This window comes from Stenotrophomonas sp. B1-1 (genome assembly GCF_010894375.1).
In the GTDB taxonomy this organism is placed as follows: Bacteria; Pseudomonadota; Gammaproteobacteria; order Xanthomonadales; family Xanthomonadaceae; genus Stenotrophomonas.
Map to the genome: position 1 here is coordinate 207,893 of NZ_JAAIUZ010000013.1, position 15,713 is coordinate 223,605.

The window sequence follows — 15,713 nt, forward strand, 5'->3', positions numbered from 1 at the left end:
GCGGGGCCGGGTTCGGGCTATGATCGGGAACTCACCTCCCCTTAACGTGGATGTCGTCAATGCGCCGTTATGCCCATTGCCTGATCCTGCTGACGATGCCCTTCGCGGCGTCTGCAACGGCAGCGCTCGATGACAGCCGGGGTGCCTGTGTGTATTCGGCCGGGGATGCCGCTTCGCAGCGCGCGCCCAGCGCCGCGCCCACCAGCGCGGCAGCCAAGCCGGCGCCGGTACGCCCTGCGGCCAGCACCACCACCGGCGGTGGCGGCGATGACGATGTGCTGCCGCGCATCCGCGCACCGAAGTGGCACAGCTACCTGCCGGGCATGTTCCGCTGATCAGGTCGTTGTTGCAGTGGCTGCGGCCGACGCCGCGGCCGATCGAAGATGCCCATTGGGATGATGCCTGCCAGCGCGCGGCGTGGCTGCGCGGCCTGGATGATGCGCGGCGCGCGCGCCTGCGCGTATTGGCCACGCGCTTCCTGCACGAAAAGACCCTGACCCCGGTCGGCGGGCTGCAACTGCAGGTGGCCGACGGCGTGCTGCTGGCGGCGCTGTGCTGCCTGCCGTTGCTGGAATTTGGCGAGGTGGGGCTGCAGGGCTGGTCGCAGCTGATCATCTACCCCGATGCGTTCCGCGTGCACCGCAGCCACATGGATGCGGCCGGCGTGCTGCACGAATGGGATGACGAGCTGATTGGCGAAGCGTGGGACAGCGGTCCGCTGATCCTGTCGTGGGCCGATGTGCAGGCCGACCTGGCCGCGCCGCACGACGGCTTCTGCGTGGCCGTGCACGAGATGGTGCACAAGCTGGATGCGCTGGACGGGGCGATGGATGGCACCCCGCCACTGCCGCGCGACTGGCAACGCGATTGGGCAGCCACGTTCCAGCAGGCCTACGATGCCTTCTGCGCGCAGGTGGATGCGGGTGAGGAAACGCTGATCGACCCGTATGCGGCCGAGGCCCCGGAAGAGTTCTTCGCGGTGGCCAGTGAATACCATTTTTCCGCGCCGGATCTGTTGGCCGAGGCACTGCCCGAGGTCGCCGCGCATCTGCGGCGGTTGTATGGCGCGCCGCCGGCGATGGTCGGGTGAATCATCGCCCAAGGCCAAGAGCAGTCGAGCATGGCTCGACTCTACAACGCAGCGGTAGCGGCGGGGATCACGGGCCCGGCGGCAGGCGTACTTCGAAGCGGGCGCCGTCCAGTTCGCTGGAACGGGCCACCAGCAGTTCGCCGCGGTAATCCTTGATCAGGTCCTGCACGATCGACAGACCGATGCCGTGGCCCTGCACGCGCTCATCGCCGCGCACGCCACGCTGCAGCACCTTGCCGATGTCATCCGGGGCAATGCCCGGGCCATCGTCGTCCACCGCCAGCAGCAGGCCGGCGCGGCGCGCGTTCGGCGCCGGCAACGGCTGGGCGGTCAGCAGCACGCGGCGCTTGGCCCATTTGAAGGCGTTTTCCAGCAGATTGCCCAGCAGTTCCTGCAGGTCGCCCGGCTCGCCGTGGAAGCGCGCCGCCGGGTCGATGTCGAATTCGCACAGCACGCCCTTGGCGGCGTAGACCTTTTCCAGGCCACGCACGATTTCTTCGGCGTTGGGTTCGATCGGCAGCGGTGCAGAGAACAGCTTGTGGCCCGACGATGCCGCACGCGCAAGCTGGTAGGACACCAGGTTGTTCATGCGCTGCAGCTGTACGTCCAGTTCTTCGCGCAGCGCATTGTCGCCGGCACCGCTGTCCATCTGCGTGCGCAGCACGGCAATGGGTGTCTTCAGGCTGTGCGCCAGGTCGGCCAGGGTATTGCGCTGGCGCTCCAGGTTCTCGCGCTCGCTTTCAATGAAGGCGTTGATGCTGTCGGTCAGCGGCTCCAGCTCGCGCGGGTGGCGTTCGCTCATGCGCTCGGTTTCGCCGCGCTGCACCTTGGTCAACTCGGTGATCACCCGCCGCAGCGGGCGCAGGCTCCACTGCAGGATGACCGTCTGCAGCAGCAGCAGGATCAGGCCGATGCCGCCCAGGTAGAACCAGACGCGGCTGCGGAACACGCGCAGCTGCGCACCCAGCGCGCGCGAGTCTTCCATCACGTAGATGGTGTACGGGAATTCGGTGGCCGGATCGGCGTCGGCGTCCCACACCAGGCCCAGGCCATAGCGGTAGACCGAGCCCTGGCTGCCATCGATCTGGATCATCGGCAGCGGGCCTTCGAACACTTCCTGGCGCGGCGCCAGCAGGCCACCGCCCACGGTGGGCAGCATGGGGCCTTCGGCGGACATGGAATTGCCCTTGCCGTCGGGCATCACCACCTGCAGGTACAGACCACTGCCGGGCACGTCGAAGCGCGGATCCGGCGGCTGTTCGCGGATGTACAGCGAACGGTCGCGGGTGAAGTCGATGCCGGCCGCATAGGCGGTGGCGTAGTTCTTCAGGCGCTCACGCAGGTTCGCCTTCGCCGTATCGGCGAAGGCGGCGTCGAGCGCGTAACCGGCCAGGGCCAGGAACGCGACCAGGCCCACGGACGCGGCAAACGTCTGGCGCGCCTGCAGTGAGCGCGGCCGCCAGCGTCGGAAGAACCACAGACGGCCGGACATCATGCTATCGCCAGGGTGAGCCGGCTCAGCCCTCGTTGCGCGGAATCGCGAAACGGTAGCCGCGGCCGCGCACGGTCTCGATCGGCTTCAGTTCGCCGTCCGGGTCCAGCTTCTTGCGCAGGCGGCCGATGAACACTTCCAGCACGTTGGAGTCGCGGTCGAAATCCTGCTGGTAGATGTGTTCGGTGAGGTCGGCCTTGGAGACCAGTTCACCGGCATGCATCATCAGGTATTCCAGCACCTTGTACTCGTAGCTGGTCAGGTCCACGTTGCTGCCGCTCACGCTGACCGTCTGTGCCGCCAGGTCCAGGGCCACCGGGCCGCATTCCAGGGTGGGCTTGCTCCAGCCAGCGGCGCGGCGCAGCAGCGCGTTGACGCGGGCCAGCAGCTCTTCCACATGGAACGGCTTGACCAGGTAATCGTCGGCGCCCTGCTTCAGGCCTTCGACCTTGTCCTGCCAGCTGGAACGGGCGGTCAGGATCAGGACCGGGAACTTCTTGCCTTCATCGCGCAGGGCCTTGATCAGCTCCATGCCCGACATCTTGGGCAGGCCCAGGTCGATGATGCCGACGTCGAACGGCACTTCGCGGCCCATATAGAGGCCTTCTTCGCCGTCCTGTGCTGCATCGACGGCAAAACCTTCGCGCTTGAGCCGGGCTGCCAGGGTCTCACGCAGCGGGGCTTCGTCTTCGACCAGAAGGATACGCATGAACTCTCCCTAGTGTGCTGGGTGTGGCCCGCAGGCCTGTGGGTACGGGGTGATGCGGCAACTATCCCTGTTCAGGGGTTATCGCCGCGTAGTGATGACATATCCGACCGCGGCGTGCGCGGCTGTGAACGTGCCGGGGCGGGATCGTCCATGTAGCGGACCCGGCCCCGGTCGTCCATGTATTTCACCCGGTTGATGTCACGACCATCGAACGGCACCCGCTCGGCGCCCAGGATGTGGCCGCCGGTGGTGCGCTGCACCCGGCGCACGGCGTCGGACAACGAGCGTTCGTCGCCACGGCCACCGCGGTCGCTGCGGTCCATCATCTCCGCCCGCCCGTGGTCGCCGCGCGGCGGCTGTTGTGCCAGCGCCGAAGACAGCGGCGCAGCAGCCAGCACCACGAAGGTGGCCAGGGCAAAACGGCGGTGGAAGGGAGCGGAAGACATCGAAGCGATCCTAGCCGAGCACGGCAATTTGTTCAAAAGTCGTAAATCCGGGGATCGGGCGCCAGGCCCGACCTTTACAAATCTTTTGCAAATTCTTGGTTTTGCGCAGTGAATCCGGTCTGAACTTTTCCGGGACCGCCTCCGCTTCGTTCATCTAAGTGAACATTCGGGACGAATCAACTGCGCTTGTCAAGTCAGGAATGTGACTGCAATCACGCTGCGGCGCGGTCGGCCTCGCGCTCGGTCACCGCCAGCGCCTGCTCGATGAGTGCCCATTCGGCGCCGGGGCGGTGGGCGCCCTCGCTCAGCACCTGGCGGAACGCGCGGCCACCGGGCTGGCCGTGGAACAGGCCCAGCAGGTGGCGGGTGATGTGCTTCAACGCCAGGCCTTCGTCCAGGCGTGCCTGCACGTAGGGGCGCAGCGCGCGCAGCAGGTCGCCGCGCGGGCGCAGCGGTGCGCCGGTGTGCAGCGCCTCCAGCTGATGCAGCAGGTAGGGGTCGTGGTAGGCCGCGCGGCCCAGCATCACGCCATCGACGTGTGCGGCCTGGGCCTGCACCGCGTCCACCGTTGCCAGGCCGCCGTTGATGACTACCGGAAGCGCCGGGCGCTCCTGCTTCAGGCGGTAGGCCCAGTCGTACTTCAGCGGCGGCACTTCGCGGTTTTCCTTCGGCGAAAGGCCCTTCAACCAGGCGTTGCGCGCGTGCACCACCACCATCGCCGCGCCGGCCTGCACCTGGCGATCGACGAACGCGGCGAACACCGCGTAATCGTTGTCCTCGTCCACGCCCAGCCGGCACTTCACCGTTACCGGAATGTCCACCGCCGCGACCATGGCCGCCACGCACTCGGCCACCAGCTCCGGTTCGCGCATCAGGCAGGCACCGAAACGGCCTGCCTGCACGCGGTCGGACGGGCAGCCGCAGTTGAGGTTCACTTCGTCGTAGCCCCAGTCGGCGGCGATGCGCGCGGCCTGCGCCAGCAGGGCCGGATCGCTGCCGCCCAACTGCAGGGCCAGCGGCTGTTCGCTGCCGTCGAAGCCGAGCAGGCGCTCGCGATCGCCGTGGATGACGGCGTTGGCGTGCACCATTTCCGTGTACAGCCGCGCGCCGGGCGCCAGCACGCGGTGGAACACGCGGCAATGGCGATCGGTCCAGTCCATCATGGGGGCGACGGACAGACGGATATCATTCAAATTCAACGATTTCATAGACTTACCATCAATACTGGCACCCGGAAGCGCCCCAAATTTCCCGATACTTCCCGTGTTTTCCCGCTCATCTGCACCATTGGTGTACCAGGCACGCCTTGGCACAACACGGGCTGGCACACCGATGGCGACACCGCAGAACCGCAACGGCCCCTTGCGCGCTATGGTGCGCCGCAAGGGCCACAAAGACCAAACCCGGGCCTTCCCTACCAAGACGGCCGCCAAGGCCTGGGCGGACCGCGTGAAGCGGGAACGCGCCTGCAGGAGAGCCTTTGCCACATCCCGGCCAGGCAGCGCATCGGCGGCGACCACATGTCCGCAGAGGGTCATTATCCCTGCTTGTTCGCCCGCGACCATGAACGTAGCGCTGGGCTACCTGTCGGAGCTGCTGAAACGGGCTGCCCACAAGAAGGGCGCGAAGCTGCTCGCGGACCCCGTCCCCGAGGTTCGGCCCGAGTCGTTGCACCGCGCGGTACTGCAACCTGAGAAATCACCCGAGGACTCTGTAGCGCCGGTTGCTTGAGTGCCCAGTGCCACGTCTGACTCTTCAGCGCACCGCCCAGCTCAGTAGCATGCGCGCCCTCAAAGAGGCCATCACATGGAACGGGACCGGTACTACTCGCTGCAGATCCTGCGCGGCCTGGCGGCCATGGCCGTCGTGGCTTTTTATTTGAGGGGGGCGATATCCAGTATCTGCCGGGGCCGGGGCTGCTTGACGGAATTGCCCTGTACGCCGATGCCGGCGCGGATCTCTTTTTTGTACTTTCCGGCTTCGTCTTGACCACCATCACCGCTGGCCACCGTCATGGGGCAACGGCGGACGATGCACTCAGACATATCCACCTTGACGTAATGAATCTTGTCTTTGCTTGCGCGAAAAATGCACAACATGTTTAGATCGCGGCTCATGGATGGACACAAGAGAGTCGTTGTGGACATGTCACCCAGGAAGCCACGCCAACCGGCATTCAAGGCAATGGCAATGGCAGTTCTTTTCGTCATCACCCTTCCCGCATGTTCAGGAGCAAGGATGAATCCGGTTTATCCGCAATCGATGGTCGAGCCCATCAGCGTTCAAGCGCGCTCAGCAACCGAGATCGCACTGCGCTACAAGGTCCGGCCTGAAAGCAGCCACTACTCCGGCGGCGTGGATTACGAACGCGTCGGCGACACGTTACGCGTGGTCATTGGACGCTGCGCAGTGGGTGCCCCCTGCGAACCCATGGCCAGATCGGTGATCCCACTGGATGACACGTGGCAGGCGGAAGTACACCTCCCCTACGATGGATCACGGGTGGTCGTTGTGCATTCCGACGGTGAGAAACAGGTCTATCCCTGATCACCGTGCACACGCAGGAGGATACGGATGTCTGATCAAGAGAAGCAGCCCCAAGAGCGCGTGGTACTGGGCATCCATACGAACACGAAGCCCGGTGCGCCCCTGATTGATGGGCACGCCTGGCTCACCATCACCCGTGACGGCAAGACCGAGGCCTACGGGCTGTGGCCCGCAAACCATCCGCGCTTCGGCAAGGAGACGACGCCACCCGCCACCGACATCCGTCGCGGCATCGAGGACAACTTCGACGCAACGGCAAGCCGATATTACGCTTTGTCCTCCGAACAGTTGCGCGAGTTCGAGGCAGCATCGCGTGAAAAGGTAACCTGGGGTTATTCGAATACCTGTGCATCATGGACCAGCGATACGGTGTATCGCGTTACCGGCGAGCGCGTGATCGCGTCCGAGATTGGTGGGCTGACCGACACCCCACTGGAAATCCGCGAAAGCATAGACGCACTTGAGCGACAGCAGAATACGTCCCGCGATGCCCCCGTGAACCTGTCGACGCACCGAAGGAACGTGGCTCGTCATCCAGCTCACTTTCCATGGAAGGAGATCGAGAGATGCTGCAGTCCATCCGCAAGGGCGTTGCTGGTATTGACCAGCAGCACGGCCGTGAGTTTGATCCAACCAGCGAACGCCTCTCCGCCAGTCTGTTGGCAACGGCCAAGAGCAACGGCCTGGAACGCGTCGATCACGTCGTGCTGGGTAATCCGCCTACCAACGGCTCTGGGCAGCGCATGTTCGTCGTGCAGGGCGAGCTCGACAACCCGGCACATCAGCGCGCATCGGTTGCGATCAGCGAAGCGATCAACACACCCGTGGAGGAGTCGCTCGCCAAGGCCGAGCAGATTTCGCAGGCACAGCAACAGATTGCCCAGCAAGACCACGCCCAAGAGCAGACGCGAGCCGCGATGCGCATGGGGTAGGAGTAGTCCACCGCTCATGCAGATGGCCACCCTTTCCCTGCTTTCTGCGATTACGGCAGCAGCCTGGTTCGCGGCGCCGGCCGTTGGCCGCCCACGGCCGGCGCCAACCGGCCGTGCCCAGCGTTCGCTGCAGGCCCCGCTGCTCTACTGCGCGCGCCCCTTCAGCTGCTCCTGCTGCTGGTCCTGCGCGCGCTGGTTGAACTGGCTGTCCAGTTCCGCGCTCTGCCGGGTGCTGGCTTCCACCGACTGGGAAACGGCCTGCTGGCGGTCCACGAAGGCGCGCTGCGCGGCCGGGTCGCCCAATGCGCCCTGCACCGCGAACAGCCCGCTGCCATCCGGGCGCGCGACCACATGGTCGATCTGGCGCATGCCGGCCACCTTGCTCTCGTAGGCCAGCTGGCCGGCGGCACGTTCGGTTTCCTGTGCGCTGCCGAACAGCGGGCACAGCCCGGCCTGCGCGCGTTGCTGCTGCAGCGCCTGCAGCTTTTCCAGGGCCTGGCTGAAACGCGGGTTCTCGGCATGGCCAGCGTCGCGCATGCTGGGCGCGGCCGCCGCAGCGGCAGGTTCGGTACGTGCCGGTTCGCTGCGCGCCGGATCGGTGGCGGCATGCGCCCCCGCCTTCACCGCAGCCGGGTCGGCCAGACGGGCCAGGGTCAGGCGCCCTGCCTTGCCGTCGTCGTCCAGGCCGTTGCTGGCCTGGAACTGCTTCACCGCCGCCAAGGTGTCCTTGCCGAAGATGCCATCCACGCCCAGTGCCGTGCCGTCGGCCGCGGTGTAACCCAGCGCCGCCAGCTTGCCCTGCAGCGCCTTGACCTCATCGCCGCGTTCGCCCTTCACCAGCATGCCGTCGGCCATCGGCGCCGGCGCTGCGCTGTGTGCGGCCTGCGCGGCGTCGGGGCCCTGCGCATGCACCTTGCCGCCCAGGGTGATGCGGTCGTTGAGCATGTCGCCCAGGTAGCGGCGGAACTGCTCGGGTTCCACTTCGATGTGCGCGTGCACGGCCTTGGTGCCTGCGTTCGACTGCTTCACCAGCGGCGCGCCGTATTCGACGAAGTCGCCGTTCTTGTACGGCGAGGACCCCACCGCGCCGTGCAGCACCTGGCCAACCAGTTCGCGCCGCGGATCGCCGGCGGGGTGGCTGTAGATGGCGATGCCGTTGGTCGGGTCCTTCAGGAACTGCACGTAACCGGCCACCGGCGTGGGGATCATCACGTCGCGGTTGGCCAGGCGGTCGGTCAGGATCAGGTCCTTGCGCACCAGCGGAATGCCGTTCCGGTCGCCGCTGGTGCGGATGTTCTCCATTTCGCCTTCCACCATGCCCGACTGGCGGTCGGCCTTGCTGGCATCGCCGGTACGCACGGCTTCGGCATTGGTGTTGGGATGGTGGATCTTCAGCAGGCGATAGGCCGCCTCCCCGCTCATGCCGTGGTCCAGCGTGCGGTTGCTTGTGACGTTGCCGTACGGTTCGACCACCGTGATGCGGCCACCCCCAGGGGCAGCGGCGGCAGCTGGGGCCGGTGCCTGCGCGTGGCTGCGCTCGGCCGCCGGCGCACGCGTCTGCGTTCCCGCGCCCAGCGCGGCCAGCGTATCGCGGCCGGCCTTGCCATCCTCCTCAAGACCATGCGCCTTCTGGAACTGGCGCACCGCATGTTCGGTGTTGCCGCCGAAATCGCCATCGGGGTTCAGCGCCTTGCCGTCCTTGCCGGTGTAGCCGGCCTGCGCCAGCTTCTGCTGCAGGGCCTGCACTTCGGCACCGCGCTCACCCTGCACCAGCACGCCGTCGGCCATCGCGGCGCGTGCGGCATGGCCGCCACGTGGGCGATGCAGCGGCTCGCCGAACGCCTGTTCGTAGGTCTTGCCCTGGTAGTCCTGCGGGTGGCGGTTGACCTGCTCGTACCGCGCCAACCCGACCAGATCCGCCTTTTCATTGAGCGTGCGTTCGCGCAGCGCAGGCCATTGCGTGGGTGAGCTTTCGAAGTGCCTTTGCACGTTGTCGTGCTTGTAGTCCTGCACCGCGCGCACGATCTGTTCGTCGCTCAGCTCGGACAGCTTGTAATCGTCGCCGTAGGCCGCCTTCAGGCCGTTGACGAAGACGCCCCGTGTCATGTTGCGGTACTGCACCGAGGTGCTCCACAGCGCGTCCTGCACCGCCGGGCCACGACCCTGCAGATCCACGCCCGCGTCCTTCAGGCGACCCAGCTGTTTGTCGTAGTAATGGTGCTGGATGAAGTCGTGCTGGTCACTGGCGAAGGCCCCCTTGTCGCGCTCGGCGACCTCTTTCCAGCGATCGTTGAAGGCCTGGGTGGCCGGCGTCAGGCCACGGAACTGGGCACCGTAGCGCGAGCCCGCCAGGTATTCGTCCACCCCGCCCACCGCGCTGGCGAACTGGTAGGTGCCATAGGACACGCCGCCGTGGTCGCCCCTGCCGGAGGAGATCCAGCCGGGCCCGCGATTGCTGGTTTCATAGCTGGCAGACGTCTGGCCGCGATGCCAGCCGTCGATCGCCTTCTTTGCGTCGGTCACCACGTCCATGCTGCAGGTCTCCTTACGGTAAGCGGTTCGATGGGATCAGCTCAGGGCTGGTGGGTCGCAGCGTTCAGCTGGTCCACGCGGTTGGCCACGCGGTTGATGCGGCAGGACTGTGCATCCAGCATCTGGCCCTGGCCGTCGGTACGCGGGTCCCAGCTGCAGTGGCGATCGGTGTCGGACCACCAGGCGGCCTGCGCGTCCATCCAGTCGTCCTTCTCCTTGCTGTCCGGGCTGGCCACCTTCGTTGCGACGATCTGCGCCAACCGGTCTTCCTGGTAGCGCAGTTCTTCATCGCCGCAGGCCTGCAGGGCGGGCGTCACGCCGTCGGAGGCATCCACGCAGGCGGTGTACTGCGGACGCAGCGTGGCCTTGTTGTACGAGTCATCCGGGCGCGCGGCCGGGAAGTCATCATCATCGGCGTCGGCCGACGTGGTGGTGCCGGGTGCAGCGGGCGCTGCCTGCGGGGCCGTGGCGGGTGCGCTGGTCGTGGCAGCTGCGGCCACGGGGGCAGCCGGCACGGCCGCATCCACCGATGTGTCCTTGCACGCGGCCAGCCCCGTGCCGACCGCCAGGGCGAGCACGAGCGCACCGGCATGGGCGGACAGCGCGCGACCGATGCACGGGAAAAGCGTCATTGCCTTCATTGCTCATTTCTCCTTGAAAACGGGATCACTGAAGACCCGGTGCCAGCGTGTGCGCCTGCAGCTCGACAGCACGGTTGGCGTAGCGATTGATGCGGCACGACTGCGCGTCCAGCCGTGCACCCACATGGTCACTGATGGGTGCGCAACGCTTGCCGGTGTCTATGGCCCAGAAGGCCTGCTCGTTCATCCAGCGGTCCTTGGCCAGGCTGTGCGGGCTGGCCATCAGGCGCGCCACCTGCACGTCCAGCTGCTTCTGTTGGTACGAAAACTCGGCGGCATCGCACGACTCGAGCGTGTCATCCATGCCTCGGGCTTCCTGCACACAGCGGGTGTACTGCGGGCGCAGCGAGGCCTGGGTGAAGGAGGCATCGCGTGGGCGGATGTGCGCCAGCAGGGCATCGGCGCGGTAGGCCACGCGGGACAGCCGGCACTCCTGCGCGGCCTGCAGCGCATCCACTGCGGCGTTGGCGGCCGCGGTGCAGTAGTGGTCGGTATCGCGGCGCCACGCCGCTTCGGTGGCCGCGAAGGCCGCGCTGGCCTCGCCATCCAATCCCGCCACGAGGGTGCCGGTCGTCGCCTGCAGATGCTTCTGATGGTAGGCCAGTTCTTCCCTGCCACAGGCCTGCAGGGTGCCCGCGTGCTGCACGCCTTCCACGCAGCGGAAGTAGGCCGGCCGCAGGCGCCCGGCGCTGTAGGACGCATCGGGATAACGGGCGGCGGCGGGCGCCTGCGCGGGGGGCGGCGCGGACGCTGCAGCCGACGCCGTGGGCGCTGCGGGCTGGCAGGCGGCCAGGGCCGTGCACAGCAGCAGCGATGCCACGCGCCGGCCGAGCAGCATCTGTTCGTAGCCCGTGCGGATTGTCGTTGCCAGCATCACCTGCGTCTCCCTGCGAGTGGACGGCAGCTGCCGTACCAGGCTGGGCCGTCCGTCGGCCCCATCACCCAGCCATGCTAAGGCAGCCTCCGCAGCAGATGCCTGACTGGATTCATGTTGCGTGAGGGCGGTCGCAGATCCCCGTTACAGGGGCAGCCGTGGCGGCGGTCGTCCCGCGTTGACGACCCGCCCCCCGGCCAGCCGCTATAGTTCGGCGCTCGCCATGGACTGGATGCGTAGAACAGATGAAGCAGCACACACGGATGAGCATGCCCCTGACCGCTCTGATGGTGGCCGCCCTGGCCATCGGCACGGCCAGTGCCGCGCCGGCCACCAGCGGCCTCAGCCCCATGTTCACCACCTGCAGCGACAACGCGCAGGGCGCGATCGAACAGGCGGCGTGCCTGTCGGCGGAAAGCACCCGCCAGGACCAGCGCTTGAACCAGGCCTACACGCAGCTGCAGGCCCGCCTGAGCGGCGACAACCGCACCAAGCTGGTGAATGCACAGCGCGCATGGCTGCAGTCGCGCAGCCGCGACAACGAGCTGGATACCGCCCTGTATGACAACTCGCAGGTGGGCAACCTGCAGAGTGGGCTGGACGATGTGCTGCGCCTGAGCACACGTGCCGATCAGCTGCAGAAGTACCTGCAACTGCTGGACTGAGCCGGCAGGGGCCGGGCGCCCACTGCAACGCCCGGCCTTCAATCCCTCAGCGTGCCCGCGGAGGCCCGGACTCGCCCGCGCGCGCGCGGCCGTGCCACTCGTAGTGGGTCTGCTTCCAGCGGCCACCCTCGGTGGCCACCCACTGCAGGGTCCAGGTTTCGACCTGGCCCCCCGGCCGTTCATGAGTCAGCGTGACCTGCTCGCCAGGCGCACCCGACGCGGGCAGCGGAAACCGCGCGCCTTCCACCCACCGTGCCGTGTAGGTCGCCCCATCCTGGCGCTGGCGCAGGGTCAGCGTTTCCGGGTCCATCATGCGGCGATTGGCGTCGGGCACACGGTCCAGCCAGTCAAGGATCGCCTTCGCCTCTGGCGTTCCCGCACGATGGTGGGACACGTGTTCGACGATGGTGGTCGTAGTGGCGGCGTCGGGCGCGGCGACAACCGTGGCCGGCAGTGCGGCCAGGCCGAGGGCCAGCAGCAGTGGCAACGAACCGGCGTATACCTTGCGTGCAGTCATGGGTCGTCCTTGAGCGTGTGCGTGATGGCACAGACCGATCATGGCCAGAGCAGCGGCGGGTTTCAATCAGGAAGGTTGCAGGTTCCCGCCGCCCGGGCTGCGGTCAGTGCGCGCCGCCGCGACCGCCCACCTGTTCGATCAGGGTCTGGCTGGCGGCGTTGAGGCCCACCACCGTTACCTGCGCGCCATGCGCGGCCAGCTTTTCCTGCGCGCGTTCCAGCGCCGCCACCGCGGTCAGATCCCACAGGTGGGCCTCGCGCAGGTCGATCTGCACCTTCGGCGCCACGTGCTGGTAATCGAAGGCCGCGCCCAGCTGGCCGGCCGAGGCGAAGAACACCTGGCCGCGCACCCGGTAGACCTGTTCGTCGCCCACGGTTTCGTGCTGCACGTCCAGCATGCGGCCGACCTTGCGTGCGAAGAACAGCGCCGACAGCAGCACGCCGCTGAGCACGCCCTTGGCCAGGTCATGCGTGGCCACGGTGACCACCACGGTCAGCAGCATCACCGCCGACGAACTGCGCGGGTGCGTGCGCAGGTCGCGCAGCGAGCGCCAGCTGAAGGTGCCGATGCTGACCATGATCATCACCGCCACCAGCGCGGCCATCGGAATCTGCCGCACCAGGTCGCTGCCGTACACCACCAGCAGCAGCAACAGCACGCCGGCCACCAGGCACGACAGACGGCCGCGCCCGCCGGAGGTCACGTTGATGACCGACTGGCCGATCATCGCGCAGCCGGCCATGCCGCCGAGGAAACCGGTGAGCGTGTTGGCCACGCCCTGGCCGACGCATTCGCGGTTGCGCTCACTGGGCGTTTCGGTGATGTCCTCGACGATCTGCAGGGTCATCATCGATTCCAGCAGCCCGACCACCGCCAGGGTGGCCGACACCGGCAGCAGGATGCGCAGGGTTTCCCAGGTGAAGGGCACATCCGGCATGAGGAAGTGCGGCAGGCTGTCGGGCAGCTGGCCCATGTCGCCCACGCTGCGCACGTCGATGCCGAAGCCGATGACCGCTGCGGTAAGCACCACGATCGCCACCAGCGGCGAGGGCACCGCGCGGGTGATGCGCGGCAACAGGTAGATGATGGCCAGTGCCGCCGCGCACAGCACGTACACGGTGGGGCCACGGCCGATCAGTTCCGGCATCTGCGCCAGGAAGATCAGGATGGCCAGTGCGTTGACGAAGCCGGTGATGACCGAGCGCGATACGAAGCGCATCAGCGAACCCAGCTTGAACACGCCGGCCAGCACCTGCAGCAGGCCGGCCAGGATGCTGGCGGCGAACAGGTACTGCAGGCCGTGGTCCTTCACCAGATCGACCATGACCAGGGCCATGGCGCCGGTGGCGGCGGAGATCATGCCCGGGCGGCCACCGGCAATGGCGGTGACCACGGCGATGGAGAACGCCGCGTACAGGCCCACCTTGGGGTCGACCCCGGCAATGAGCGAGAACGCGATGGCCTCGGGAATCAGGGCCAGGGCGACGACCATGCCGGACAGCAGGTCACCACGGATGTTGCCGAGCCATTGCTGGCGCAGGGGATAGGACGTTTGCATGGGAAAACTCCGCGCAAACGCGGGCGTGGCCACGTGGCGCTGTCAATCAGGAGCGGTCAATCACAACCAGTCAATCACTGGCAGTCGACCAACGGTCGACTCTACCGGGGGGTCGGTACGTGGGAGGGGCGCAGTCTACGGGAAGCGGCGCGGCGGGGATAGCGCAGGCATGGCCCGGCTCTACAATGGAAGCATGGCCGCCGACCGCCCCCGTTTCTTCGATCCCAGCAGTGAACAGGGCGTGCTGCGCCTGTCCATCGCCGCCTCGCTGCTGCTGGCCGCCGCCGCCGTGGTATTCGGGCTGCTGGCCAATTCCTCGCTGATCATCTTCGACGGCATCTACGGCCTGATCGATGTGGTGATGACCTGGCTGTCACTGCTGGTAACCCGGCTGATCGCCCTGTCCACCAATACCGATGCGCTGCAGTCGCGATTGAACCAGCGCTTCACCATGGGCTTCTGGCACCTGGAGCCGATCGTGCTGGGGGTCAGCGGCACGCTGATGATCGGCGCGGCGCTGTACGCACTGGTCAATGCGGTGGATGCGCTGATGTCTGGTGGGCGGCATATCGCGCTGGGCCCGGCCATCATCTTCGCCGGCCTGTCCATCGTGGCCGAGGGCACGCTGGCGTGGTTCATCGTGCGCGCCAACCGTCGCATCGGTTCGGAATTCATTGCGCTGGACGCAAAGAACTGGGTGATCGCCACCAGCATGTCTGCCTGCTACCTGGTCGCGTTCCTGGGCGGGGTGCTGGTGCGCGGCACCTCGCTGGCGTGGGTGGGGCCGTATATCGACCCGGCCATCCTGGCCTTCGTCTGCGTGCTGGTGATGATCGCCCCGCTGGGCACGGTGCGCCGGGCGCTGGCCGGCATCCTGCTGGTCACCCCGCCGGAACTGCAGGCGCACGTGGATGCAGTGGCGCGCGACGTCGTGGCCCGGCATGGCTTCGTCGAACACCGCAGCTACGTGGCGCAGGTGGGGCGTGGCGAGCAGATCGAGCTGTTCTTCGTGGTGCGCGAGGACGACCCGCCGCGGGCGCTGCTGGAATGGGACCGGCTGCGTGACGAGATCGGCGATGCGCTGGGCGATGCCTCGCCGGACCGCTGGCTGACCATCATGTTCACCACCGACCGCGAATGGACGATCTAGCACCACCGGACGATTCATCAATATTTACGGACGATCTGTCACCCATCGTCCATGGAAAGCGGGCAAAGTAGCTCCATCGAAACACCCACCCACTGACCAGGAGCATCCCATGTCCATCGAAAAGGTTCTGTACACCGCCCAGGCCACCTCCACCGGCGGCCGTGAAGGCCGTTCGGTCTCGTCCGACAACGTGCTGGACATCCAGCTGTCCACCCCGCGCGAGCTGGGCGGCGCCGGCGGCCCGGGCACCAACCCGGAGCAGCTGTTCGCAGCCGGCTACTCGGCCTGCTTCCTGGGCGCGCTGAAGTTCGTGGCCGGCCAGGCCAAGGTCGCCCTGCCCGCCGACACCACCGTGACCGGCAAGGTCGGCATCGGCCAGATCCCGACCGGTTTCGGCATTGAAGCCGAACTGACCATCAACGTGCCGGGCGTGCCGCGCGAGCAGGTGGAAGAACTGGTGCAGAAGGCCCACATCGTCTGCCCGTACTCCAACGCCACCCGCGGCAACATCGACGTGACCCTGATCGTTGCCTGATGCAGCCAAGGGGTCGGTGGGGTCG

Annotated in this window: 17 protein-coding genes; 7 read left to right on the forward strand and 10 right to left on the reverse strand. The window is 67.0% G+C overall.

Annotated elements, in window-relative coordinates; all coding sequences use genetic code 11:
* Window positions 1-59 precede the first annotated feature (59 nt).
* Window positions 60-335: a hypothetical protein gene (locus tag G4G00_RS12565; protein ID WP_108748150.1), complete on the forward strand. Its 276-nt coding sequence runs from the start codon at window positions 60-62 to the stop codon at window positions 333-335.
* Window positions 336-343: 8 nt separating this feature from the next.
* Window positions 344-1,090, forward strand: a complete 747-nt coding sequence (locus G4G00_RS12570) for a M90 family metallopeptidase (protein ID WP_164274038.1) — start codon at window positions 344-346, stop codon at window positions 1,088-1,090.
* A 67-nt stretch (window positions 1,091-1,157) separates the two neighbouring features.
* On the opposite strand, the gene G4G00_RS12575 is transcribed toward G4G00_RS12570, so the two are convergent.
* The 5 genes from G4G00_RS12575 to G4G00_RS12595 form a co-directional block, all read right to left on the reverse strand.
* A complete protein-coding gene (locus G4G00_RS12575; RefSeq protein WP_164274041.1) occupies window positions 1,158-2,582 on the reverse strand; it encodes a sensor histidine kinase in 1,425 nt (474 codons plus the stop codon).
* 25 nt (window positions 2,583-2,607) lie between these two features.
* Complete coding sequence (locus tag G4G00_RS12580; RefSeq protein WP_053520384.1) at window positions 2,608-3,291, reverse strand: response regulator transcription factor; 684 nt, start codon at window positions 3,289-3,291, stop codon at window positions 2,608-2,610.
* A 71-nt stretch (window positions 3,292-3,362) separates the two neighbouring features.
* Entirely contained in the window at window positions 3,363-3,737 is a 375-nt protein-coding gene (locus G4G00_RS12585; protein WP_164274043.1) for a hypothetical protein, read from the reverse strand.
* A 212-nt stretch (window positions 3,738-3,949) separates the two neighbouring features.
* The gene (gene dusA, locus G4G00_RS12590) at window positions 3,950-4,945 is read right to left on the reverse strand and encodes a tRNA dihydrouridine(20/20a) synthase DusA (protein ID WP_164274046.1); all 996 of its coding nucleotides are present in this window, start codon (window positions 4,943-4,945) and stop codon (window positions 3,950-3,952) included.
* 666 nt (window positions 4,946-5,611) lie between these two features.
* Entirely contained in the window at window positions 5,612-5,947 is a 336-nt protein-coding gene (locus G4G00_RS12595; RefSeq protein WP_108751867.1) for a hypothetical protein, read from the reverse strand.
* 28 nt (window positions 5,948-5,975) lie between these two features.
* On the opposite strand from G4G00_RS12595, the gene G4G00_RS12600 reads away from it, so the two are divergent.
* Together G4G00_RS12600 and G4G00_RS12605 are read left to right on the forward strand one after the other, a co-directional pair.
* The gene (locus G4G00_RS12600; RefSeq protein ID WP_159093926.1) at window positions 5,976-6,284 is read left to right on the forward strand and encodes a hypothetical protein; all 309 of its coding nucleotides are present in this window, start codon (window positions 5,976-5,978) and stop codon (window positions 6,282-6,284) included.
* Between the two features lie 566 nt (window positions 6,285-6,850).
* The gene (locus tag G4G00_RS12605; protein ID WP_240336150.1) at window positions 6,851-7,216 is read left to right on the forward strand and encodes an XVIPCD domain-containing protein; all 366 of its coding nucleotides are present in this window, start codon (window positions 6,851-6,853) and stop codon (window positions 7,214-7,216) included.
* Window positions 7,217-7,360: 144 nt separating this feature from the next.
* Here G4G00_RS12605 and G4G00_RS12610 read toward each other — a convergent pair whose 3' ends face one another.
* From G4G00_RS12610 to G4G00_RS12620, 3 genes are read right to left on the reverse strand one after another with little or no spacing between them, the layout of a single operon-like run.
* A complete protein-coding gene (locus tag G4G00_RS12610) occupies window positions 7,361-9,748 on the reverse strand; it encodes a peptidoglycan-binding domain-containing protein (RefSeq protein WP_164274049.1) in 2,388 nt (795 codons plus the stop codon).
* A 41-nt stretch (window positions 9,749-9,789) separates the two neighbouring features.
* A complete protein-coding gene (locus tag G4G00_RS12615) occupies window positions 9,790-10,389 on the reverse strand; it encodes a lysozyme inhibitor LprI family protein (protein WP_164274052.1) in 600 nt (199 codons plus the stop codon).
* A 25-nt stretch (window positions 10,390-10,414) separates the two neighbouring features.
* The gene (locus tag G4G00_RS12620; protein ID WP_164274055.1) at window positions 10,415-11,263 is read right to left on the reverse strand and encodes a hypothetical protein; all 849 of its coding nucleotides are present in this window, start codon (window positions 11,261-11,263) and stop codon (window positions 10,415-10,417) included.
* A gap of 269 nt (window positions 11,264-11,532) precedes the next feature.
* Here G4G00_RS12620 and G4G00_RS12625 point away from each other — a divergent pair, with 269 nt between their 5' ends.
* On the forward strand, window positions 11,533-11,928 hold the full coding sequence (locus tag G4G00_RS12625) for a lysozyme inhibitor LprI family protein (RefSeq protein ID WP_240336151.1): 396 nt from the start codon (window positions 11,533-11,535) through the stop codon (window positions 11,926-11,928).
* 46 nt (window positions 11,929-11,974) lie between these two features.
* Here G4G00_RS12625 and G4G00_RS12630 read toward each other — a convergent pair whose 3' ends face one another.
* Together G4G00_RS12630 and G4G00_RS12635 are read right to left on the reverse strand one after the other, a co-directional pair.
* The gene (locus G4G00_RS12630; protein WP_164274060.1) at window positions 11,975-12,445 is read right to left on the reverse strand and encodes a hypothetical protein; all 471 of its coding nucleotides are present in this window, start codon (window positions 12,443-12,445) and stop codon (window positions 11,975-11,977) included.
* A 103-nt stretch (window positions 12,446-12,548) separates the two neighbouring features.
* Entirely contained in the window at window positions 12,549-14,003 is a 1,455-nt protein-coding gene (locus G4G00_RS12635) for a SulP family inorganic anion transporter (RefSeq protein ID WP_108755127.1), read from the reverse strand.
* Between the two features lie 169 nt (window positions 14,004-14,172).
* On the opposite strand from G4G00_RS12635, the gene G4G00_RS12640 reads away from it, so the two are divergent.
* Window positions 14,173-15,153: a cation transporter gene (locus tag G4G00_RS12640; RefSeq protein ID WP_164274063.1), complete on the forward strand. Its 981-nt coding sequence runs from the start codon at window positions 14,173-14,175 to the stop codon at window positions 15,151-15,153.
* Between the two features lie 109 nt (window positions 15,154-15,262).
* A complete protein-coding gene (locus G4G00_RS12645) occupies window positions 15,263-15,688 on the forward strand; it encodes an organic hydroperoxide resistance protein (protein ID WP_004153735.1) in 426 nt (141 codons plus the stop codon).
* The last annotated feature ends 25 nt before the right edge of the window (window positions 15,689-15,713 follow it).

Bases quoted from the DNA above. Each gene is read 5' to 3' on its own strand.
- G4G00_RS12565 (WP_108748150.1), top strand. From the start codon at position 60: ATGCGCCGTTATGCCCATTGCCTGATCCTGCTGACGATGCCCTTCGCG.
- G4G00_RS12575 (WP_164274041.1), bottom strand. From the start codon at position 2,582: ATGTCCGGCCGTCTGTGGTTCTTCCGACGCTGGCGGCCGCGCTCACTG.
- G4G00_RS12580 (WP_053520384.1), bottom strand. From the start codon at position 3,291: ATGCGTATCCTTCTGGTCGAAGACGAAGCCCCGCTGCGTGAGACCCTG.
- G4G00_RS12585 (WP_164274043.1), bottom strand. From the start codon at position 3,737: ATGTCTTCCGCTCCCTTCCACCGCCGTTTTGCCCTGGCCACCTTCGTG.
- dusA (WP_164274046.1), bottom strand. From the start codon at position 4,945: ATGAAATCGTTGAATTTGAATGATATCCGTCTGTCCGTCGCCCCCATG.
- G4G00_RS12595 (WP_108751867.1), bottom strand. From the start codon at position 5,947: ATGACGAAAAGAACTGCCATTGCCATTGCCTTGAATGCCGGTTGGCGT.
- G4G00_RS12600 (WP_159093926.1), top strand. From the start codon at position 5,976: ATGAATCCGGTTTATCCGCAATCGATGGTCGAGCCCATCAGCGTTCAA.
- G4G00_RS12605 (WP_240336150.1), top strand. From the start codon at position 6,851: ATGCTGCAGTCCATCCGCAAGGGCGTTGCTGGTATTGACCAGCAGCAC.
- G4G00_RS12610 (WP_164274049.1), bottom strand. From the start codon at position 9,748: ATGGACGTGGTGACCGACGCAAAGAAGGCGATCGACGGCTGGCATCGC.
- G4G00_RS12615 (WP_164274052.1), bottom strand. From the start codon at position 10,389: ATGAAGGCAATGACGCTTTTCCCGTGCATCGGTCGCGCGCTGTCCGCC.
- G4G00_RS12620 (WP_164274055.1), bottom strand. From the start codon at position 11,263: ATGCTGGCAACGACAATCCGCACGGGCTACGAACAGATGCTGCTCGGC.
- G4G00_RS12625 (WP_240336151.1), top strand. From the start codon at position 11,533: ATGCCCCTGACCGCTCTGATGGTGGCCGCCCTGGCCATCGGCACGGCC.
- G4G00_RS12630 (WP_164274060.1), bottom strand. From the start codon at position 12,445: ATGACTGCACGCAAGGTATACGCCGGTTCGTTGCCACTGCTGCTGGCC.
- G4G00_RS12635 (WP_108755127.1), bottom strand. From the start codon at position 14,003: ATGCAAACGTCCTATCCCCTGCGCCAGCAATGGCTCGGCAACATCCGT.
- G4G00_RS12640 (WP_164274063.1), top strand. From the start codon at position 14,173: ATGGCCCGGCTCTACAATGGAAGCATGGCCGCCGACCGCCCCCGTTTC.
- G4G00_RS12645 (WP_004153735.1), top strand. From the start codon at position 15,263: ATGTCCATCGAAAAGGTTCTGTACACCGCCCAGGCCACCTCCACCGGC.